Origin of the sequence: Methylobacterium brachiatum (assembly GCF_900113845.1) — a bacterium.
GTDB classification, from domain to species: Bacteria; Pseudomonadota; Alphaproteobacteria; order Rhizobiales; family Beijerinckiaceae; genus Methylobacterium; species Methylobacterium brachiatum.
Genome location: NZ_FOQW01000008.1, coordinates 165,033 through 183,546, shown reverse-complemented (window position 1 = coordinate 183,546; position 18,514 = coordinate 165,033). Strand labels below are relative to the sequence as shown.

The window sequence follows — 18,514 nt, the reverse complement described above, 5'->3', positions numbered from 1 at the left end:
GCTTACGCGGCCTCGTTGGTGCGGTACTCGGCATAGCCCGACGCTTCGAGCTCGAGCGCCAGGTCCTTTCCGCCGGTCTTCACGATCTGGCCCTTCGACATGACGTGCACGGTGTCGGGCACGATGTGGTTGAGCAGACGCTGGTAGTGGGTGATCACCAGGAACGAGCGGCCCTGCGCGCGCAACGCGTTCACGCCCTCGGAGACGATGCGCAGGGCATCGATATCGAGGCCGGAATCCGTCTCGTCGAGCACGCAGAACTTCGGCTCGAGCAGCGCCATTTGGAGGATCTCCATGCGCTTCTTCTCGCCGCCGGAGAAGCCGACATTGAGGGCGCGCTTGAGCATCTCCTTGTTGATCTCGAGCTTGTCCGCCGCGGCGTTGACCTTGCGGATGAAGTCCGGGGTCGAGATCTCCGCCTCGCCGCGCGCCTTGCGCTGCGCGTTCAGGCACGCCTTCAGGAAGGTCATGGTGCCGACGCCGGGGATCTCCAGCGGATACTGGAAGGCCAGGAAGATGCCGGCCGCGGCGCGCTCGTCGGCGGCCATCTCCAGCACGTTCTGCCCGTCGAGCAGGATCTCGCCGTCGAGGACCTCGTAGTCCTCCTTGCCGGCGATGACGTAGGACAGGGTCGACTTGCCCGACCCGTTCGGCCCCATGATCGCCGCGACCTCACCGTCGTTCACGGTCAGGTTCAGGCCGTTCAGGATGCGGTTGTCCTCGATCTGCACGACGAGGTTCTTGATTTCCAACATGTTAGTTCAAGTCCTATCGAACGGCGAGCCGGGTTCATGCGCCGACCACGTGCCGTCAGTTCCTTATCGCCGTCACCGAGACGGCCATTTCGAAGGCCTTCAGCTCCGGATGCCGCGCGTGAGAGCCGTCACGCGATCCGGATGGCGATCGCGGGGGTGCCGCGATCGCCTGGGGTATCCGATCCGCTCTGGACTTAGCCGACCGAGCCTTCGAGGCTGATCGAGATCAGCTTCTGGGCCTCCACGGCGAACTCCATCGGCAGCTGCTGCAGCACGTCGCGGACGAAGCCGTTGACGATGAGGGCAGTCGCCTCCTCCTCGGAGAGGCCGCGCTGCAGGCAATAGAACTTCTGGTCCTCGGAGATCTTCGAGGTGGTCGCCTCGTGCTCGAACACCGCCGAGGCGTTCTTCGACTCGATGTAGGGCACGGTGTGCGCCCCGCACTGGTCGCCGATGAGCAGCGAGTCGCAATTGGTGAAGTTGCGGGCGTTCTTGGCCTTCTTGTGGGCCGAGACGAGACCCCGATAGGTGTTCTGCGAACGCCCGGCGGAGATGCCCTTCGAGATGATCCGGCTGGTGGTGTTCTTGCCGAGATGGATCATCTTGGTGCCGGAATCGACCTGCTGCATGCCGTTCGACACCGCGATCGAGTAGAACTCGCCGCGGGATTCGTCGCCGCGCAGGATGCAGGACGGGTACTTCCAGGTGATCGCCGAGCCGGTCTCGACCTGGGTCCAGGAGATCTTCGAGCGGGCGCCACGGCAATCGCCGCGCTTGGTCACGAAGTTGTAGATCCCGCCCTTGCCCTCGTTGTCGCCCGGGTACCAGTTCTGGACCGTCGAGTACTTGATCTCGGCGTCATCCAGGGCGACCAGCTCGACCACCGCGGCATGGAGCTGATTGTCGTCGCGCTTCGGGGCGGTGCAGCCCTCCAGATACGAGACGTAGGAGCCCTTGTCGGCGATGATCAGCGTGCGCTCGAACTGGCCGGTGTCGCGCTCGTTGATGCGGAAATAGGTCGACAGCTCCATCGGGCAGCGCACGCCCGGCGGGATGTAGACGAACGAGCCGTCGGAGAAGACGGCCGAGTTCAGCGTCGCGAAAAAGTTGTCGGTCGAGGGCACCACCGTGCCCAGGTACTTCTGGACCAGCTCGGGATATTCCTGAACCGCCTCGGAGATCGGCATGAAGATCACGCCGGCCTTCGAGAGCTCCTTCTTGAAGGTGGTTGCCACCGAGACCGAGTCGAACACGGCGTCGACCGCGACGCGGCGCTCCGGCGCGATGCCTTCCAGCACCTCGACCTCGCGCAGCGGGATGCCGAGCTTCTCGTAGGTCTTCAGGATCTCGGGATCGATCTCGTCGAGCGACATCGCCGCCGGGCGCTTGGGCGCGGCGTAGTAGTAGATGTCGTTATAATCGACCTTGTCGTACGAGACGCGCGCCCAGTCCGGCTCCTTCATGGTGAGCCAGCGGCGGTAGGCGTCGAGGCGCCATTCCAGCAGCCAAGCCGGCTCGTTCTTCTTGGCCGAGATGAAGCGCACGACATCCTCGGAGATGCCCTTGGCGGACTTCTCCATCTCGATGGTGGTCTCGAACCCGTACTTGTACTGGTCGAGGTCGATCGAGCGGACCCGGTCGATTGTTTCCTGCACGGCAGGCATCAGCGTCTCCTGGCAAGCCCGGTTTCAAGGACCGGGAAGCGTCTTTCGGAAAGCGTGGGACGCGGCCGCTCAGGCCGCGCACCCTCGCCGCTTATATAGGGGCTGCAAGACCCGTTCGAAGGCGTCGAGAAAGCATGACGCATCCTCGTCCACCGTGTTCCAGCCGAGGCTGACGCGCAGCGCCCCCCCGGCAAGCTTGGGATCGACGCCCATCGCCGTCAGCGTCGCCGAGCGTGCGACCTTGCCCGAGGAGCAGGCCGAGCCGGACGACACCGCCACGCCGGCGAGGTCGAGGGCGATCAGCGCCGCGGGGGCATCGAGACCCGGGACCGCGAAGCTGAGCGTGTTGGGGAGGCGCACGGCGCCGGCGGCGAATACCACCGCGTCGGGCGCCTGGGCGAGGAGGCCGGTCTCGATCCGGTCGCGCAGGCCCGAGAGGCGTGCGGCCTCCCGGTCGAGCGCCTCGCCGGCGAGCCGCGCCGCCTCGCCCATGCCGACGATGGCCGGCAGGCACTCGGTCCCGCAGCGCTGCCGGCGCTCCTGCCCGCCGCCGCGGAGGAAGGCGTCGTCCAGGGCCACGTCGTCGGCGAGGATCATCGCGCCGACGCCCTTCGGGGCCGCGAATTTGTGGCCCGATAGGGTGAGCGCATCGAGCCCGAGGGCGCCCATGTCGAGGGCGATCTTGCCCACAGCCTGCACGGCATCGCTGTGCACCAGCGCTGAACCGTGCGCGCGCGCCAGGGCGACGATGTCGGCCAGGGGCTGGACCGCCCCGGTCTCGTTGTTGGCAGCATGGACCGAGATCAGCACACTCTCGCCCGCCAGCGCGGCGAGCCGGCGTTCGAGGAGAGTGAGGTCGATCACGCCGTCGGGGGTGACCGGCAGTTGCTGGACCGCGCCCTCGGGGAAACGGTGGCCGGCGGCCACGCAAGGGTGCTCCGTCGCGGAATGCAGCAGGCGCGTCGGCTTCGGCTGCCCACGGCGCCCGAGCGCCCCGGACAGGACCGCATTCGCGGCCTCCGTCCCGCCGCTGGTGAACACCACCTGCGCCGGGCTGGCACCCACCAGGGCGGCGACCTGCCCGCGGGCGGATTCCAGGGCCGCGCGGGCGGCACGGCCCTCCTGATGGATCGACGAGGGGTTCCCGGGCAGCATCAGCGCGCGCGCCACCGCCTCCGCCACGGCCGGGCGGACCGGGGCAGTCGCGTTGTGATCGAGATAGGCGCGGGCCCGGCTCATGCTGATTCCGTGTCGTCCCCTGGGTACGGCGCGTTACAATTCCTTGCCCGCGCACCGGTCCGCCGTGCTAAGGCGCGCCGACAAATGAGGTCTCGCCAACCGAACGGCTGGTCCAGGGAGCAAGCATTTCCCGCAAGCTCACCTACTTTAGAATAGTTCTAATCGCCTAGAACTGTTCTAAGAGCGTTTGTATGGTGTGCGTGCGGTGAGTCAAGGCTGCCTTTTCACTGCCCACGATCGCGCGGCCGGCGACCGCTGAAACGAGAGTCGAACGATGCCTGAAGTCATCTTCACCGGCCCGGCCGGACGTCTGGAAGGCCGTTACCAGGCCCCCAAGAAGCGCGGCGCGCCGATCGCCATCGTGCTGCACCCGCACCCCCAGTTCGGGGGCACGATGAACAATCAAATTGTGTACAACCTTTTCTACACCTTCGCCAATCGCGGCTTTGCAGCCCTGCGCTTCAATTTCCGCGGGGTCGGGCGCAGCCAGGGCTCGTTCGACCACGGCTCGGGCGAGCTGTCCGACGCGGCCGCGGCGCTCGACTGGGTGCAGTCGGTCAACCCGGAGGCGAAGTCGTGCTGGATCGCCGGCGTGTCCTTCGGCGCGTGGATCGGGATGCAGCTGCTCATGCGCCGACCGGAGATCGAAGGCTTCATTTCGATCGCCGCCATGGCCAACCGCTTCGACTTCACCTTCCTGGCCCCCTGCCCGTCTTCCGGCCTGTTCGTCCACGGCTCCGAGGACCGGGTCGCGCCGGCCCGCGAGGTCATGCCGGTGATCGAGAAGGTGAAGGTCCAGAAGGGCGTCATCATCGAGCACCAGGTGGTCGAGGGTGCCAACCACTTCTTCGACGGCAAGGTCGACGAGCTGACCCAGACCGTCGACACCTATCTCGACAAGCGCCTGGGCAAGCGCGAGGAGGCGGCCTGAGACGGCTGTCCTACGCCCGGCCCCCGCGCCTTGACGGGGGCAGGTACGGGGAATACGGCGCGGGCTTCGCGCGTCGCGACTGAACCTCCGCAGGTCTGATGACAGAGAGCCCGTCCGACCAACCCGTCGTGCTGCTGGTGGAGGATGACGGCCTCCTGCTCATGGAGGCGTCCGACACCCTGGCGGATGCCGGATTTACCGTGCTGGAAGCCAGCCACGCCGACAAGGCGCTCAAGGTCCTGGAAAACCGCGACGATGTCGGCGTCCTGATGACGGATGTCGACATGCCGCAGGGCTCGATGGACGGGTTCGCCCTCGCCCGCCTCGTGGCGCATCGCTGGCCGACAATTCCCGTGCTGGTCGTGTCCGGCATGGGCACGCCCGGCCCCAACGACATGCCGGAGGGCGCCCGGTTCATTCCGAAGCCCTACGAGCCGACCACCCTGGTCCGAACCCTGCAGGCCTTCATCCGTCGCGCGGCGTGAAGCCTCTTCCGGCTCGGGTGCAGCGACGATCCGGGCGCCGAACAGCCGACCGAGAGCCATGACGGAATTGAGCCGCAAGCACCGTTTCGCGACCCGGGCCATCCATGCCGGCGCGGCGCCAGACCCCGCCACAGGCGCCCGGGTCCAGCCGATCTACTTCACCAACGGCTTCGTGTTCGATTCCACCGAACAGGCGGCCGACATCTTCGCCGGCCGCCGGTCCGGTTTCTCCTATTCGCGGGGCTCGAACCCGACAGTGGCGGCCCTGGAGCGGCGGGTCGCCGACCTGGAAGGCGCCAAGGCGGGCGTCGCGGTGTCGTCCGGGCAATCGGCGATGCTGCTCGTGCTGATGACGCTGATGAAGAGCGGCGACGCCTACGTGGCCTCGCCGCGCCTGTTCGGCGGCTCCCTCGGCCTGATGCGCCGCCTCGACGGCCGCTACGACCTGAAGCCCCGCTTCGCCCGCGGCATGACCCCCGCGGATTTCGAGGCCGCGATCACGCCGGAGTGCCGGGCGATCATCTGCGAATCGATCGTGAACCCCTGCGCGTCGGTGATGGATCTCGCCGGCCTCGCCGCGGTGGCGCGCCGTCACGGCCTGCCCCTCGTCGTCGACAACACCCTGGCCTCGCCGGCCCTGATCCGGCCGATCGAGCACGGGGCCGACATCGTCGTGCACTCGACCTCGAAGTTCCTGGGCGGCTCCGGCCAGACCATCGGCGGCATGATCTGCGATGCCGGCGCTTTCGACTGGACCCGGACCAGCGGCTACAACCTGATCACCGAGCCCTGGCCGGACTATGACGGCCTGGTCCTGACCAAGAGCTTACCGGAGACCCCCTTCGCGGCGGCCTGCCGGTTCTTCGGCCTGCGCGACCTCGGCCCCGGCCTGTCGCCGATGAACGCGTTCCTCACCCTGATGGGCATCGAGACGCTGCCGCTGCGCATGGAGCGCCACTGCGCCAATGCCCGGGCGGTGGCGGCCTTCCTCAAGGACCATCCGGCGGTGGCCTGGGTGAGCTATCCCGGCCTGCCCGGCCAGACCGGGGAGGAGCTGGCGCGGCGCTACACCCCGCAGGGGCCGGGCTCGATCTTCACCTTCGCGCTGAAGGGCGGCGAGCCGGCGGCGCTGGCCTTCATCGCCGGGCTGGAGCTGATCTCGCACCTCGTGAACATCGGCGAGATCAAGTCGCTGGCGATCCACCCGTCCTCGACCACGCACCGGCAATTGCCGGAGCACGAGAAGGAAGCCGCCCAGGTCGGCCCCGAGACCGTGCGGCTGTCGATCGGTCTGGAGAACGAGGCCGACCTGATCGCCGACCTCAAACAGGCGCTCGACAAGCTCGGCTGAGGGGGGATCATCCCCCCTCCTCCGCTGGCCCGATACGGAGTGGCGCTACCGCCGCCGCTCCAAAATCGACACGTAATTGGCGACCGCCGCGCCGCCCATGTTGAAGATCCCGGCCAGGTTCGCGCCGGGGACCTGCATCTCGCCGGCCTCGCCCATGAGCTGGAGGCAGGCCATCACGTGCATCGAGACACCGGTGGCGCCGACCGGATGGCCCTTGGCCTTCAGGCCGCCGGAGGGATTGACCGGCAGGCGGCCGCCCTTCTCGGTCAGGCCCTCGCGCACGACCCGGTAGCCCTGGCCCGGCTCGGCCAGACCCATCGCCTCGTACTCGATGAGTTCGGCGATGGTGAAGCAATCGTGCGTCTCGACGAAGGACAGGTCGTCATTGTCGATCCCGGCCTGCGCCCGCGCCTTCTCCCAGGCGAGCCGCGCACCCTTGAATTCGGTCGGATCCCGGCGCGACAGGGGCAGGATGTCGTTGACATGCGCCCGGGCGCGGAAGCCGATCGCTCGCGCCAGCCCCTCGGCGGTCTCGGCATCCGCGACCACGAGGGCGGCGGCCCCGTCCGAGATCAGCGAGCAGTCGGTCCGGCGCAGCGGCGCCGCCACGTAGGGGTTCTTGTCGGAGACCGTGTTGCAGAACGCGAAGCCCAGATCCTTGCGCAGCTGCGCGTAGGGATTGGCGACGCCGTTGCGGTGGTTCTTGGCGGCGATCCGCGCCAGCTCCTCGCTGCGGTCGCCGTAGCGCTGGAAGTAGCCCGCCGCGATCCGCCCGAACACGCCGGCAAACCCGCCCTCGATGTCGGCCTCCTCCTTCCGGTAGGAGGCACCGAGCAGGATGTCGCCCGTCTCAGCCACGGACTTCGCCGTCATCTTCTCGGCGCCGACCACCAGGGCGATCCGGCCGCGGCCGCTATCGACGAAGTCGAGGGCCGCGTAGAGCGCGGCCGAGCCGGTGGCACAGGCATTCTCCAGATGCGTCGCCGGCGCATGGGCGAGGCCCGGTCGATTCAGGGCGACCTGCGACCCCTCGAAACCCTGCTTCGAGAAGCCGGTATTCATGACGCCGACATAGATGCCGTCGACCTGAGAATCCTCGACGCCCGCATGCGCCAGCGCTTCGCCGGACACGCGCGCGACCAGCGCCTCGACATCCGGTTCCTCGAGTTTGCCGAAGGGGCTGTGGGCCCAGCCCACGATGCAGGCGCGCGTCATATGGTCGACTCCTCCCGATTCTTCGCCGAACGATGGCCCCGGGGCGGCCGCGGATCAAGCCGCGCGCGTCAGCGCGGCTCGCCCTCCCCAATCAGGAAGTCGAAGTCGCAGCCGTCCGGCGCCTGGGTGACGGTGCGTCGGTAGAGCGCCTTGTAGCCGCGCTTGGGCGCCGGCGGCGGCTCATGGTCGGCGAGCCGGCGGGCGATCTCGGCCTCGTCCACCAGCAGGTCGATCCGCTTGTCCCGGATCGACAGGCGGATCCGGTCGCCGTCGCGGACGGCGCCGAGCGGGCCCCCGATGGCCGCCTCCGGGGCGATGTGCAGCACGATCGACCCGAAGGCCGTACCGGACATCCGCGCGTCGGAGATCCGCACCATGTCCTTCACCCCCGCCCGGGCGAGTTTTTTGGGAATGGGCAGGTAGCCCGCTTCCGGCATCCCGGCGGCGTGCGGCCCGGCATTCTGCAGCACCAGCACGTCGCCCGGGGCTACGTCGAGATCCGGGTCGTCGATCCGCCGGCTGAGGTCCTCGAGGCCGGTGAAGACCACCGCCCGCCCCTCGGATTCGAACAGCTCCGGCGTCGCGGCGGCGCGCTTGAAGATCGCCCCGTCGGGGGCGAGGTTGCCGCTGAGCGCCACAAGCCCGCCCACCGGCGAGACCGGATTGTCGAAGGCTCGGATGACCGAGCGGTCGACCCAGCCGGGCGGCTCGTCCAGGCGCTCGGCGAGGGTGCGGCCCTCCACGTCCACGGTGCCGAGATGCAGGAGCGGGCGCAGTTCGCGCAGCAGCGCACCCATGCCGCCGGCGGCGTGGAAATCCTCCATGTAGCCCTCGCCCACGGGCTTCAGGTCGACCAGCACCGGCGTCTCGTCCGAGATTTCGTTGAAGCGCTCGGACGGGATGCGGATGCCGAGGCGCCCGGCGATGGCCGTGAGGTGCACGATGGCGTTGGTGGAGCCGGACACCGCCATCAGGACCCGGATCGCGTTCTCCACGGATTCGCGGGTGACGACCTCAGCCGGGGTGATCTTGGTCTGGATCAGCCGCACGGCGGCGCGGCCGGTCTCCTCGGCGGCGACCAGCCGGTCCGAATGCACCGCCGGGATCGCGGCGGTCCCGGGCAGTGACATGCCGAGCGCCTCGGCGATGCAGGCCATGGTCGAGGCGGTGCCCATCACCGCACAGGTGCCGGCCGTGACCGAGAGCCGGCCCTCGACCTCGGCGATCTCCTCCGCATCCACCGTCCCGGCCCGGTACTTGGCCCAGAAGCCCCGGCAATCCGTGCAGGCGCCGAGCCGCTGGCCGCGATGGCGGCCGGTGGACATCGGGCCGGTCACCACCTGGATCGCCGGAAGGCCCGCCGAGGCCGCACCCATGAGCTGGGCCGGCACGGTCTTGTCGCAGCCGCCGATTAGCACGACCGCATCCATCGGCTGGGCCTGGATCATCTCCTCCGTGTCCATGGCCATGAGGTTGCGGTACATCATGCTGGTCGGATTGAGGAAAACCTCTCCGAGCGACACGGTCGGGAACGGACGCGGCAGGGCACCGGCGGCGAGCACACCGCGGGAGACCGCCTCCACCAGCTCGGGCATGCTCCGGTGGCAATTGTTGAACCCCGACGGGGTCATCGCGATGCCGACCACCGGCTTGTCCAGAAGGGTGCGCGAGATGCCCATGGACCGGGCGAAGGACCGCCGCAGGTAGCGGGCGAAATCGCGGTCGCCGTAATTGGTGAGACCCCGGTCGAGGCCGTGCGGTTCGGCGGTGCCGGCGTCTTCGCTCATCGCTTCGTTTCCTGAGACGGGGGTCTGCTCAGCGCAGGTGGAACGCGATCCAGGCGACCGCGAGAAACACCGCGCCGGTGATCAACCATTGTGCGAATACGCGATAGCGGATTCTCACGCCGCGAAAAGCTCCGGATGCCGCGCGCGCAAGGCCAGGACCAGCGTCAACGTCTTAAGGTCGGTGAGTTCGGCCCGGTCCGCCATGCCGGCGAGTTCGGCGAGCGGCATCTCCACGATCCGGATGTTCTCGTGCTCGCCCTCGGCGCCGCCGCCGGCCTCGGCGCGATCCGCCCGGCCGTAGGGCGCGAGGTAGAGGTGCAGTTTCTCCGTTGTCAGGCTGGCGCAGGAATAGGTCGCGCCGACGAATTCGAGGTCGTGCAGGCGCAGGCCCACCTCCTCGAGCGCCTCCCGGCGGCCGTTCTCCTCCGGGCTGCCGTCGTCGATCAGGCCGGCCGGCGCTTCCAGCTGCACCTGCTCACCGGCGGCGAAGAGGGGCGGTACCCGCAGCTCGCGCACCAGCGTGGCGACCTTCCGCTCCGGGTCATAGGGCAGGACCCCGACCGAATTGCCGTGATCCTCGATCTCGCGCTCGACCACGGCGCCGTCGGCGAGACGCACCGTCGCGATCCCGACCGGCTCCAGCCCTCGTGGACGAACCGGACGCCCAGGATCTCGGCTTTCATGGCGTATCCCGTCTGCTGCGCCGAGAAAAGGCACCGATCGCCCTACACGGGGACGGGGTGTCGGGTTCCGCGTGTGACGACTCGGAACGCTTCGGAACTGTGCCGCCCTGTCCGATCGAGGGTGATCCGGAATGACGGGGCCGTGCCGTTGCCAGTTGATAGACCGGACGATCGCCGCCGCTTTCCGCGACTCAAGCGGCAATCTGCAAAGCTTCGACGTTCTTCTCGAAACGACGCCAATGCCGCGAGCGTTCGGCCGGCGGTATTTTCTGATCGCGAAGCTGATAAACCCACTCACGCGCGAACGAGAGATCGCCGACATCCAGGGTTATACGCGTCTCAACGGATACGCTGCTCGGATCAATCGTCGGGTCTTTGGGAACGAATGAGCCGATGGTGATGTCCAGCCCATAACCATCCCGCAGAGCTCTGGCGATCTCCTGCTTCGGGCTGTGCAGGCGCACGATGAACGGGTCAATCAGGGCAGGCGTTACGCTCGCGTTATAGGCTCGCGTCAGCAGCCGGTACATCTTCAACGGACCAGCGATGTCGAGGTGTGTCGTCACGAGGACGAGGACGAACGCATCCAGCGAGCGATCATAGGCCCAAAGCAAACCTTCCGGGTCGAGACCGAGCCGCTTCAGCGTATCCCGATACTCGGCGCCAGCTCTCAGGTGCTCAGACGGTAACGTGAGTCCAGCCACTGCAACACCCCATTCGCCCCCAGAGCGGCCGCGCACATATCTTCGGCCATCTTGAGCGGCATCGCTCCCGGATTATAGGTCTCTGTCCGTCGCCAGAGAAGCACGGTCATCCAGGCCGGTCCGACAGGGTCACGCTTGAGCTGTGCACGGTCGATACCCGCCAGGGCCATCAAATCGGTGAGATTGTGTGTGTAAAGATCCGGCCGCTCGACTTGCGACGGCCACCGGTTGAACCGCTGGTGCCGGCAGACGGCAGCCTTCAGAGCGCATTCGGTAGCAAAGCCTGCGTGGCTCCAGGCGTCGATCGTATGCCGAGCAGCCAGCAACGTGCGCGCTACTCCGGCCTGCTTCTCCGCAAGCCGGAACCAGTCCCTTGCCGTTTCGGGCTGTCCACCCAGGTCGAACACCGGCGCAAGGTGGCATGCGCCGGTGCATGGGGCAACGATGCGGCCGTCGAACCGCTTAGTGACTGGACGGACTGAATTGCCCGATCAGCAGGGCAATCCGCGGTCCTCTTAGAGTATTTGCCCCCGATCGTATCGAGGGCAGCGGATTTTGCAGGTAGGGAAAAGATTATCGATGACTGAGCTTGTTCGCTGAACCGCTTTCCAAACCCGGAACACAATTGCGGCGTTATCATCGCCGCTCAGAAGATGGTGCCGGAGGAGGGATTTGAACCCCCGACCTTCGCTTTACGAAAGCGCTGCTCTACCACTGAGCTACACCGGCAACCGGCAAGATCGGCGAACCGACCTCGACCTCCTGTCCCGGGTATGATCCGAGCCAGAATCTCGCGACGGCTTGAACCGTCCCGGATGTGGCAGGCTCTTAGCGGTCCGACCGGCGCAAGGCAAGGCCGATGGCAGGGTCAGGGGCGCAGGTCGGCGGCGAACTCGTCCTGCAGGAACGCCCGCACCTCGGACCGGTCGATCCCGTGAGCGATGAAGCTCTGGCCGATCCCGCGGGCGAGGATGAAGGTCAGGGCGCCGTCGCGGACCTTCTTGTCCTGGGCCATCGCCTCGACGAGGGCGTCGGCGTCGCCGCAGCCGCCCGGCACCGCTTGGAGGCGGGTCGGCAGGCCGGCGAGCGCCAGGTGGTTGGCGACGCGGCCGGCATCCTGCCCGGGGCAGAGCCCGAGCCTGGCCGAGAACCGGAAGGCCAGGGCCGTGCCGATCGCGACCCCCTCCCCGTGCACCAGCCGCGCCGAGTCGTAACCGGTGATCCGCTCCAGGGCGTGGCCGAAGGTGTGGCCGAGATTGAGCAGCGCGCGCTCGCCGTCCTCCCGCTCGTCACGGGTGACCACCGCGGCCTTGGCACGGCAGCAGGCGGCAACCGCCTCCTCGCGCTCCGGGCCGCCGGAGAAGATCCCGCGCCAGTTGGCCTCGCACCAGTCGAAGAACCCGGCATCCGCGATCAGCCCGTATTTGGCGACTTCCGCGTAGCCGGCCCGCATCTCGCGCTCGGACAGGGTGTCGAGGGTCGCCGTATCGGCGAGCACCAGGCGGGGCTGGTGGAAGGCGCCGATCAGGTTCTTGCCGAGCGGGGCGTTGATCCCGGTCTTGCCGCCCACCGAGCTATCGACCTGGGCGAGCAGGCTGGTCGGGACCTGCACGAAGCGCACGCCCCGGCGCAAAGTCGCGGCCGCGAACCCGGCGAGGTCGCCGACCACGCCGCCGCCGAGCGCCACGACGAGATCGCCGCGCTCGACCTTGAGCGCCAGCAACCCGTCGCAGACCTGCGCGTAGCCGGCGTAGGATTTAGAGCCCTCGCCTGGCGCCACGGTGACGATCCCGGAACCGAGGCCGGCGCGCTCCAGGCTGGTCCGCAGGCGATCACCGTAGAGAGCGGCGACGTTCGCGTCCGTGACGATCGCCGCCCGCCGGCCCCCGAGGGCGGCTACCCGAGCGCCGGCCGTCTCGATCAGGCCGCGCCCGATCAGGATGTCGTAATCGCGCCCGGCATCGAGCGGTACGTGGACCGTCAAGGGAACCGGATGGGTCGAGGGCTCGGTCACGGATGGGCTCGCTCGGTCTTCGTTATTGAGCCGCGATCGGGCTCGGGGCCGCGGCGTTCAGGTGCGCGTCCAAAGCTTCCAGCACGTCCTGGACGACGCGGTCGTGGGAGACTTCCCGGGAGATCACCACAACGTCGGCTGCCGCGTAGACCGGGTGGCGGACCGCCATCAGATCCCGCATCGTCGCCTCGGGATCCTCGGTGTGGAGCAGGGGCCGGTTGCCGCGCTTGCGCACCCGCCGCATCAGCACGTCGAGATCGGCCTTGAGCCAGACCGAGATGGCGGATTCCCGGATCCGCGCCCGGGTCGCCTCGCGCAGGTAGGCGCCGCCGCCGGTGGCCAGCACCAGCGGCCCGGCCCGCAGGAGACGCGAGATCACCCGCTCCTCGCCGTCGCGGAAGCTCGGCTCGCCGTAGATCGCGAAGATGTCGGGGATGGTCAGGCCGGCCGCCGCCTCGATCTCGCTGTCGGCATCCTTGAAGATCAGCCCGAGCCGGCTGGCCAAGCGCCGGCCGACCGTGCTCTTGCCCGCCCCCATCAAGCCGACGAGCACGATCGAGCGCAGGCCCAGCGCCCGGCGCAGGCGCGCCTCGATCGGTTCACCGACGTCCCCTTCGTTCATCGACGGCAGCATCGCATGGTCGTGGCGTCTCCGGCTCCCTGTCGCCGCCCCGCACGCGCCTCGCGGAGGGCTTTCAATCCTGCGCCAGGCTCTTAGCGCGATTCAAGCGGCCAGCGAAACGCATCCCTGTGTCCTTCCAGGCCTTGTCAGCGCCGCGATCGCGTGGTGGAAACCGATCTCTCGCGACATCTTGGGAGGGCCTTTCGTGCGCTCCCCTCCCGCTGCCTGCGCCCGTCTGCCCGAGGTTCGACCGACGTGCCGACCCTGTTTCGTTTCTTCGCCACCATCGCGATCCTGGCCGGTCTCGTCTTCGCGGCGATGTTCGCGCTGGCGAATTTCGTGGTCCCGACCCCCCGGGAGATGACCGTGACCATCCCGGCCTCGAAGCTCCAACCGGGCAGCCGTTGAGCGCGGTCCCGGACGGCGCCCCGGCTCCTCTCCCCTCCCCGGAGGTCGCCGCCTATCTCGACATGCTCGCCGCCGAGCGCGGGGCCGGCGCCAACACCCTGGCCGCCTATCGGCGCGATCTCGACGATTACCTCGCCTATCTACGTCGCGCAGGCATCCCGCTCGAGGAGGCCGATACGCACAGCCTCCGGGCCTTCGTGGCGGATCTGGAGACGCGGGGCCTCATGGCCTCGTCGGCGGCGCGCCGCCTGTCCTGCGTGCGCGGCTTCCACAAGTTTCTCTATGCCGAGGGCTACGCCGAAGCCGATCCGAGCGTCGCGGTCTCGGGCCCGCGCCGGGGCCGGACCCTGCCGAAGGTGCTGTCGATCGCCGAGGTGGACGGGCTGCTGGCCACCGCGCATGCGGCCGCGGCCGCCACGGAGGCGGGGCCGGGGCGGCGCGCCCGCCGGATGGTCTGCCTGCTCGAGCTTCTCTACGCCACCGGCCTGCGCGTCTCCGAGCTCGTCGCCCTGCCGCGCGCCGCCGGCACCACCCGGGAGCGCTACCTGTTCATCAAGGGCAAGGGCGGCCGCGAGCGGCTCGTCCCGCTGACCGAGGCGTCCCGGGTCGCGATGACCGCGCACCTCGCCGCGGTGCCCGAGGAATCCCCGTGGCTGTTCCCGGCCGACAGCGACAGCGGCCATCTCACCCGGCAGGCCTTCGCCCGGGACCTGAAGGCCGTGGCGGTCGCCGCCGGGTTACGCCCCGACCGCGTCAGCCCGCACGTGCTGCGGCATGCCTTCGCCAGCCATCTGCTGCAGAACGGCGCCGATCTGCGCATCGTCCAGGAATTGCTGGGGCACGCCGACATCTCGACCACGCAGATCTACACGCATGTTCTCGATGAGCGCCTGAAGGCGATGGTACGAGACCTGCACCCCCTCATGGACGGCTGAACGCCGCAGAGGATGGATGGCACGTCGTCCGTCTACGAGAATTGTACAGGTTTCACGAACTGACTAAGAGTCGCCCTTCGGCATACCGGTACGATAGCCCGCCTTTACCAGAGAGAGTTCAACCGATGTCAGGCCCGACTGCCTCGCAGAGCGGCGCTGAGCCGAACCAGGCGGGTCGTGCGACCGTCGACCAGCTATCGCAGCGGGACCGGCAGCGCCTCGACAACCAACTGTGCTTCGCCGTCTACGCCGCGGCCCACGCCTTCGGCCGGGCCTACCGCACTCTTCTCGGGCAGCATGAGCTGACCTACCCGCAATACCTCGTCCTGCTGGTGCTCTGGGAGGAGGATGGCCTGTCGGTCAAGGAGATCGGCAACCGCCTGTTCCTCGATTCCGGGACCCTGACCCCGCTGCTCAAGCGCCTGGAGGCGTCGGGTCGCGTGCGGCGCGCCCGGGATCGGGCGGACGAGCGCCAGGTCAGCATCTTCCTCACGCCGGCCGGCGCGAAGCTGCGCGACGTGCTCGCCTGCCTGCCCGACGAGGCGGGCGACCGGACCGGCCTCGACATGCAGGGCCGGAAGGACCTGCTGAACGATCTCGTCACGCTGCGGCTCGGCCTTCAAAACGGCCTCATCCCGGACTAATTTGCGGCCTGCGCCGGCCCTGAATGCACGAGGGCACCCGCGCGTCCGCGCGGATGCCCCGGAATCAGTTCACGCGCGAGAGCGACGGATCAGGACTGGGTCTTGAGGTAGGCGATCACGTCGTTGATCTTCTTGTCGTCGGGGTAGCCCTGGAAGATCATCTTGGTGCCGGGCACCTTCGCCTTCGGGTTCTTCAGCCACTCGTGCAGATTGGCCTCGTCCCAGGTGATGCCCGAGTTCTTGAGAGCGGCCGAGAAGTTGTAGCCCTCGTAGACGCCGGCCTTGCGACCCACGACGCCCTTGAGGTCCGGACCCACGCCGTTCTTCTGGAAATTGTGGCACGCCTTGCAGGGGGCGAAAGCCTTCTCGCCGGCGGCCGCATCACCGGCCTCCTGGGCCTGCGCCGAGAGAGGGATCAGGGCGGCAAGGACGGCGCCGAGAACGAAAGAACGCATGGATTTCCTCCTTATGGCCGCTGACGCGGCAGCGTTTAGAGCAGAGCTTGCCTGCCTGGAACAGCTCTAAATAATACACACCCGTGGTGCAACGGCCTAGCCGTGCGAAGCCGTCGTCCCGGTGGATGAGTCGGCCGGCCAGACCCTCAACACCCGGCCGCGCGCTTCACCGCCTGCGACGGATGGAAGCTGGAAAGCGGCGCGTTCCGGCGCGGGCTCGGAGCCGCATCGGATTGCACGGGCGATCGGTGGCGCCGTAAGCTGATCGAGCCGGATCGCGCGCAATCGGCGGCGCCGGCAGCGGAGCGCCGCCATGAGTTTTCGCGCCCTGGCGATCCTGGTCACGCTCTGCACGCTCGGCGTGGTCGTGCTCACAGTCGCCGAGGAGCCGGGCCGCCTGTGGGTCGTCGTCGGCAAGCTCGGCGAAGGCGGGATGTGGACGGCTCTGGCGATCTTCGTCGGGATCGCGGCCCTGCTCGGCTATCGGCGGCGCGCTCAGAGGCCGTGATAGCTCCGGTACCACGCCACGAAGCGCTCGATGCCGAGCTTCAGCGGGGTCGCCGGACGAAAGCCGGTAGCGCGGCTCAGATCCTCGATATCCGCGTAGGTGGCCGGCACGTCGCCGGGCTGCATCGGCAGCAGGATCGTCTCCGCCTTGCGTCCGAGCGCCTCCTCGAGGAGCGCGATCATTCGCATCAGCTCCACAGGCTCGTTGTTGCCGATGTTGTAGACCCGGTAGGGCGCCGCACTCGTGCCGGGATCGGGGGTGTCGCCGCTCCAGGCCGGGTTCGGGGTGGCTGGCTTCTCGGAGAGCGCGACGATCCCTTCGACGATGTCGTCGATATAGGTGAAGTCCCGGCGCATCTGGCCTTCGTTGAAGACCTGGATCGGCTCGCCGGCCAGGATGGCGCGGGTGAACAGATACATCGCCATGTCGGGCCGGCCCCAGGGCCCGTACACGGTGAAGAAGCGCAGGCCCGTGGTCGGCAGCCCGTAGAGGTGGCTGTAGCTGTGGGCCATCAGCTCGTTGGCCTTCTTGGTCGCCGCGTAGAGGCTCACCGGATGGTCGACGTTCTGGTGGACCGAAAACGGCATGGCCGTGACCGCGCCGTAGACCGAGCTCGAGGAGGCGTAGAGCAGATGCGCCACGCCGCCGTGCCGGCACGCCTCGAGGATGTTCAGGAAGCCGACGAGATTGCTCGACGCGTAGGCATGCGGGTCGGTCAGCGAATGGCGGACCCCCGCCTGCGCCGCGAGATGGATGACGGTCCGGAAGCCGTGGCGGCGGAACAGCGTGGCGAGCCCTGCGCTGTCTGTGAGATCGAGGCGCTCGAAGCTGTAGCCCGCGAAGGGTTCGAGCCGCCGCAGCCGCGCCTCCTTCAGGCCGACGTCGTAATAGGCGTTGACGTTGTCGAGACCCACGACGGGTCGGCCGGCTTCGAGGAAGCGCAGCGCGAGCGCGTTGCCGATGAAGCCGGCGACGCCCGTGATCAGGACAGGGGGCAGGGACATGATCGGACGCCGAGGGCCGGCCGTGCCGCCGGGGTCGGCGACCTGTACCACGCGCCCGCAGCCGATTCACCCGCAGGGGATGCCTTGCCGCGCGCGGCCGGCGGCGCGTAACCTCCACAGCCGTGAACACCGACCACCGCACGCTGCCCGAGAGCCTGACGCGCTATCTGGCTCTGCCGCCCGGCGGTGCCGCCGAGCCGGCGCCACCGCCCGTGCATCGCGGGAGCCGGCGGGCCGATCCGCGCTCGGCGCATCAGGCTCTGGAATCCGCGCTCCTGCGCGGCTTCGTCTACGTCATCTCAGGGCTGGTCTGGCTGCTGGTGCTCGGGCTGGTCCTGCGCCACCTCGCGCGCTGAGCTTCCTGCGTCCCCCTCCCCGGCCTGTGGATATCGGTCGATCCGCGATGGCACGGCCCGGTCGACCGGTACTTGCGCGGCCAAGTCCGGTATTGGAGGCGCCGACAGCCCGGCGGCATCGGATCGATGGCTGGGCCGGCCTTCAGGGAGATGGGACGATGGCTCTGACGGGGCGCTTCTGGTTCCGCAAATCCTGGACGGGCCGGCTCGTGCTGCTGGTGGAGGAGGTGCGCCCGCGCTGGTTCGGCCGCGGGGCCGGCAAGCCGCGCTGGCGCAACGCCCGGCTGATGGACTTCGCCGAGCCCGAATTGCGGCCGCTCATGGCGATGGAGAAGCTGCACCGCACCGGCACGGCGTCCGCGACGGTTCACAATCTCCGCCCTGTCCCCGGGGCGCCGGAGCTGCGTGCCGCCAACGGCTGACCTCGGCCGCTCCGATCCCCATCTGGTGAGGGTGCGCTCCGCGGGAGCGCTCGAGACCGGGGATGAGGGTGATGCCGCGCTACTTCTTCCACACGCAGATCGGTGACGACACGATCACCGATCCGACCGGCGTCGAGCTGCGCGATCCGGACCAGGCCTGGGAGAAGGCCCAGGACACGATCCGTGCAGCCCTGGCCGATCCGCGGAATCAGGCCCGGCTGATGACCGCCTGCCTGGTCGTCACCGATGCGGCCGGCGAGGTGGTGCTCGAATTTCCGTTCAGCGAGGCCGTCTCCCTGCCGCCGGACGCGGATCCGACGCTGCATTGAGCG

At 68.4% G+C, this 18,514-nt stretch carries 21 protein-coding genes, 1 tRNA gene and 1 pseudogene; 10 read left to right on the top strand and 13 right to left on the bottom strand.

Annotation, left to right across the window (positions count from 1 at the left end; genetic code table 11):
* Positions 1-2 precede the first annotated feature (2 nt).
* From sufC to BMZ47_RS12370, 3 genes are all read right to left on the bottom strand, one after another.
* Positions 3-755: a Fe-S cluster assembly ATPase SufC gene (gene sufC, locus BMZ47_RS12380; protein WP_007566729.1), complete on the bottom strand. Its 753-nt coding sequence runs from the start codon at positions 753-755 to the stop codon at positions 3-5.
* A gap of 194 nt (positions 756-949) precedes the next feature.
* Positions 950-2,419, bottom strand: a complete 1,470-nt coding sequence (sufB, locus tag BMZ47_RS12375) for a Fe-S cluster assembly protein SufB (RefSeq protein ID WP_007566727.1) — start codon at positions 2,417-2,419, stop codon at positions 950-952.
* Positions 2,420-2,488: 69 nt separating this feature from the next.
* A complete protein-coding gene (locus BMZ47_RS12370; protein ID WP_091862486.1) occupies positions 2,489-3,658 on the bottom strand; it encodes a cysteine desulfurase family protein in 1,170 nt (389 codons plus the stop codon).
* A 274-nt stretch (positions 3,659-3,932) separates the two neighbouring features.
* Between BMZ47_RS12370 and BMZ47_RS12365 the strand changes: the two genes are divergently transcribed.
* The 3 genes from BMZ47_RS12365 (at position 3,933) to BMZ47_RS12355 (ending at position 6,425) form a co-directional block, all read left to right on the top strand.
* Positions 3,933-4,589, top strand: a complete 657-nt coding sequence (locus tag BMZ47_RS12365) for an alpha/beta hydrolase (protein ID WP_007566723.1) — start codon at positions 3,933-3,935, stop codon at positions 4,587-4,589.
* A gap of 98 nt (positions 4,590-4,687) precedes the next feature.
* A complete protein-coding gene (locus BMZ47_RS12360; protein WP_007566721.1) occupies positions 4,688-5,074 on the top strand; it encodes a response regulator in 387 nt (128 codons plus the stop codon).
* 58 nt (positions 5,075-5,132) lie between these two features.
* Positions 5,133-6,425 (top strand): O-acetylhomoserine aminocarboxypropyltransferase/cysteine synthase family protein, encoded by a 1,293-nt coding sequence (locus tag BMZ47_RS12355; RefSeq protein WP_091862483.1) that lies wholly within the window; start codon positions 5,133-5,135, stop codon positions 6,423-6,425.
* Positions 6,426-6,470: 45 nt separating this feature from the next.
* Here the strand turns inward: BMZ47_RS12355 and BMZ47_RS12350 are convergent, their stop codons facing one another.
* The 8 genes and pseudogenes from BMZ47_RS12350 to BMZ47_RS12320 all read right to left on the bottom strand — a co-directional run bounded on the left by BMZ47_RS12350 (position 6,471) and on the right by BMZ47_RS12320 (position 13,450).
* A complete protein-coding gene (locus tag BMZ47_RS12350; protein ID WP_091862480.1) occupies positions 6,471-7,640 on the bottom strand; it encodes an acetyl-CoA acetyltransferase in 1,170 nt (389 codons plus the stop codon).
* Positions 7,641-7,708: 68 nt separating this feature from the next.
* The gene (locus tag BMZ47_RS12345; protein WP_091862477.1) at positions 7,709-9,427 is read right to left on the bottom strand and encodes an IlvD/Edd family dehydratase; all 1,719 of its coding nucleotides are present in this window, start codon (positions 9,425-9,427) and stop codon (positions 7,709-7,711) included.
* A gap of 114 nt (positions 9,428-9,541) precedes the next feature.
* Positions 9,542-10,110, bottom strand: a pseudogene (locus BMZ47_RS12340) (NUDIX domain-containing protein).
* A gap of 191 nt (positions 10,111-10,301) precedes the next feature.
* Entirely contained in the window at positions 10,302-10,814 is a 513-nt protein-coding gene (locus BMZ47_RS12335; protein WP_139220974.1) for a hypothetical protein, read from the bottom strand.
* The gene (locus BMZ47_RS27950; RefSeq protein WP_139220973.1) at positions 10,781-11,221 is read right to left on the bottom strand and encodes a hypothetical protein; all 441 of its coding nucleotides are present in this window, start codon (positions 11,219-11,221) and stop codon (positions 10,781-10,783) included. Before BMZ47_RS27950 ends, BMZ47_RS12335 begins: the two co-directional genes overlap by 34 nt.
* Before the next feature lie 247 nt (positions 11,222-11,468).
* Positions 11,469-11,543 (bottom strand) — tRNA-Thr (locus BMZ47_RS12330).
* Between the two features lie 139 nt (positions 11,544-11,682).
* Positions 11,683-12,828 carry a 3-dehydroquinate synthase gene (aroB, locus tag BMZ47_RS12325; RefSeq protein ID WP_091862471.1) on the bottom strand — a complete coding sequence of 382 codons (1,146 nt, stop codon included), beginning with the start codon at positions 12,826-12,828 and terminating at the stop codon, positions 11,683-11,685.
* A 22-nt stretch (positions 12,829-12,850) separates the two neighbouring features.
* The gene (locus tag BMZ47_RS12320) at positions 12,851-13,450 is read right to left on the bottom strand and encodes a shikimate kinase (protein WP_039903768.1); all 600 of its coding nucleotides are present in this window, start codon (positions 13,448-13,450) and stop codon (positions 12,851-12,853) included.
* A 255-nt stretch (positions 13,451-13,705) separates the two neighbouring features.
* Between BMZ47_RS12320 and BMZ47_RS12315 the strand changes: the two genes are divergently transcribed.
* The 3 genes from BMZ47_RS12315 (at position 13,706) to BMZ47_RS12305 (ending at position 15,437) form a co-directional block, all read left to right on the top strand.
* On the top strand, positions 13,706-13,858 hold the full coding sequence (locus BMZ47_RS12315; RefSeq protein ID WP_007566707.1) for a hypothetical protein: 153 nt from the start codon (positions 13,706-13,708) through the stop codon (positions 13,856-13,858).
* Positions 13,855-14,793: a site-specific tyrosine recombinase XerD gene (locus BMZ47_RS12310; protein WP_091862468.1), complete on the top strand. Its 939-nt coding sequence runs from the start codon at positions 13,855-13,857 to the stop codon at positions 14,791-14,793. The genes BMZ47_RS12315 and BMZ47_RS12310 overlap by 4 nt, the downstream gene beginning before the upstream one ends.
* 125 nt (positions 14,794-14,918) lie before the next feature.
* Positions 14,919-15,437 carry a MarR family winged helix-turn-helix transcriptional regulator gene (locus BMZ47_RS12305; RefSeq protein ID WP_007566704.1) on the top strand — a complete coding sequence of 173 codons (519 nt, stop codon included), beginning with the start codon at positions 14,919-14,921 and terminating at the stop codon, positions 15,435-15,437.
* 89 nt (positions 15,438-15,526) lie between these two features.
* On the opposite strand, the gene BMZ47_RS12300 is transcribed toward BMZ47_RS12305, so the two are convergent.
* Complete coding sequence (locus tag BMZ47_RS12300) at positions 15,527-15,892, bottom strand: c-type cytochrome (RefSeq protein ID WP_007566702.1); 366 nt, start codon at positions 15,890-15,892, stop codon at positions 15,527-15,529.
* Between the two features lie 313 nt (positions 15,893-16,205).
* Here BMZ47_RS12300 and BMZ47_RS12295 point away from each other — a divergent pair, with 313 nt between their 5' ends.
* Entirely contained in the window at positions 16,206-16,400 is a 195-nt protein-coding gene (locus BMZ47_RS12295) for a hypothetical protein (RefSeq protein WP_091862465.1), read from the top strand.
* Here BMZ47_RS12295 and BMZ47_RS12290 read toward each other — a convergent pair.
* Positions 16,388-17,404 carry an NAD-dependent epimerase gene (locus BMZ47_RS12290; protein WP_091862463.1) on the bottom strand — a complete coding sequence of 339 codons (1,017 nt, stop codon included), beginning with the start codon at positions 17,402-17,404 and terminating at the stop codon, positions 16,388-16,390. The genes BMZ47_RS12295 and BMZ47_RS12290 overlap by 13 nt on opposite strands.
* Positions 17,405-17,526: 122 nt before the next feature.
* On the opposite strand from BMZ47_RS12290, the gene BMZ47_RS12285 reads away from it, so the two are divergent.
* The 3 genes from BMZ47_RS12285 (at position 17,527) to BMZ47_RS12275 (ending at position 18,511) form a co-directional block, all read left to right on the top strand.
* Positions 17,527-17,760 (top strand): hypothetical protein, encoded by a 234-nt coding sequence (locus BMZ47_RS12285; RefSeq protein WP_091862460.1) that lies wholly within the window; start codon positions 17,527-17,529, stop codon positions 17,758-17,760.
* A 158-nt stretch (positions 17,761-17,918) separates the two neighbouring features.
* The gene (locus tag BMZ47_RS12280) at positions 17,919-18,182 is read left to right on the top strand and encodes a hypothetical protein (protein ID WP_091862458.1); all 264 of its coding nucleotides are present in this window, start codon (positions 17,919-17,921) and stop codon (positions 18,180-18,182) included.
* Between the two features lie 71 nt (positions 18,183-18,253).
* Entirely contained in the window at positions 18,254-18,511 is a 258-nt protein-coding gene (locus BMZ47_RS12275; protein ID WP_007566692.1) for a DUF6894 family protein, read from the top strand.
* The last annotated feature ends 3 nt before the right edge of the window (positions 18,512-18,514 follow it).

Coding starts and splice junctions, on each gene's coding strand:
- sufC (WP_007566729.1), bottom strand. CDS start 755: ATGTTGGAAATCAAGAACCTCGTCGTGCAGATCGAGGACAACCGCATC.
- sufB (WP_007566727.1), bottom strand. CDS start 2,419: ATGCCTGCCGTGCAGGAAACAATCGACCGGGTCCGCTCGATCGACCTC.
- BMZ47_RS12370 (WP_091862486.1), bottom strand. CDS start 3,658: ATGAGCCGGGCCCGCGCCTATCTCGATCACAACGCGACTGCCCCGGTC.
- BMZ47_RS12365 (WP_007566723.1), top strand. CDS start 3,933: ATGCCTGAAGTCATCTTCACCGGCCCGGCCGGACGTCTGGAAGGCCGT.
- BMZ47_RS12360 (WP_007566721.1), top strand. CDS start 4,688: ATGACAGAGAGCCCGTCCGACCAACCCGTCGTGCTGCTGGTGGAGGAT.
- BMZ47_RS12355 (WP_091862483.1), top strand. CDS start 5,133: ATGACGGAATTGAGCCGCAAGCACCGTTTCGCGACCCGGGCCATCCAT.
- BMZ47_RS12350 (WP_091862480.1), bottom strand. CDS start 7,640: ATGACGCGCGCCTGCATCGTGGGCTGGGCCCACAGCCCCTTCGGCAAA.
- BMZ47_RS12345 (WP_091862477.1), bottom strand. CDS start 9,427: ATGAGCGAAGACGCCGGCACCGCCGAACCGCACGGCCTCGACCGGGGT.
- BMZ47_RS12320 (WP_039903768.1), bottom strand. CDS start 13,450: ATGAACGAAGGGGACGTCGGTGAACCGATCGAGGCGCGCCTGCGCCGG.
- BMZ47_RS12305 (WP_007566704.1), top strand. CDS start 14,919: ATGTCAGGCCCGACTGCCTCGCAGAGCGGCGCTGAGCCGAACCAGGCG.
- BMZ47_RS12300 (WP_007566702.1), bottom strand. CDS start 15,892: ATGCGTTCTTTCGTTCTCGGCGCCGTCCTTGCCGCCCTGATCCCTCTC.
- BMZ47_RS12295 (WP_091862465.1), top strand. CDS start 16,206: ATGAGTTTTCGCGCCCTGGCGATCCTGGTCACGCTCTGCACGCTCGGC.
- BMZ47_RS12290 (WP_091862463.1), bottom strand. CDS start 17,404: ATGTCCCTGCCCCCTGTCCTGATCACGGGCGTCGCCGGCTTCATCGGC.
- BMZ47_RS12280 (WP_091862458.1), top strand. CDS start 17,919: ATGGCTCTGACGGGGCGCTTCTGGTTCCGCAAATCCTGGACGGGCCGG.
- BMZ47_RS12275 (WP_007566692.1), top strand. CDS start 18,254: ATGCCGCGCTACTTCTTCCACACGCAGATCGGTGACGACACGATCACC.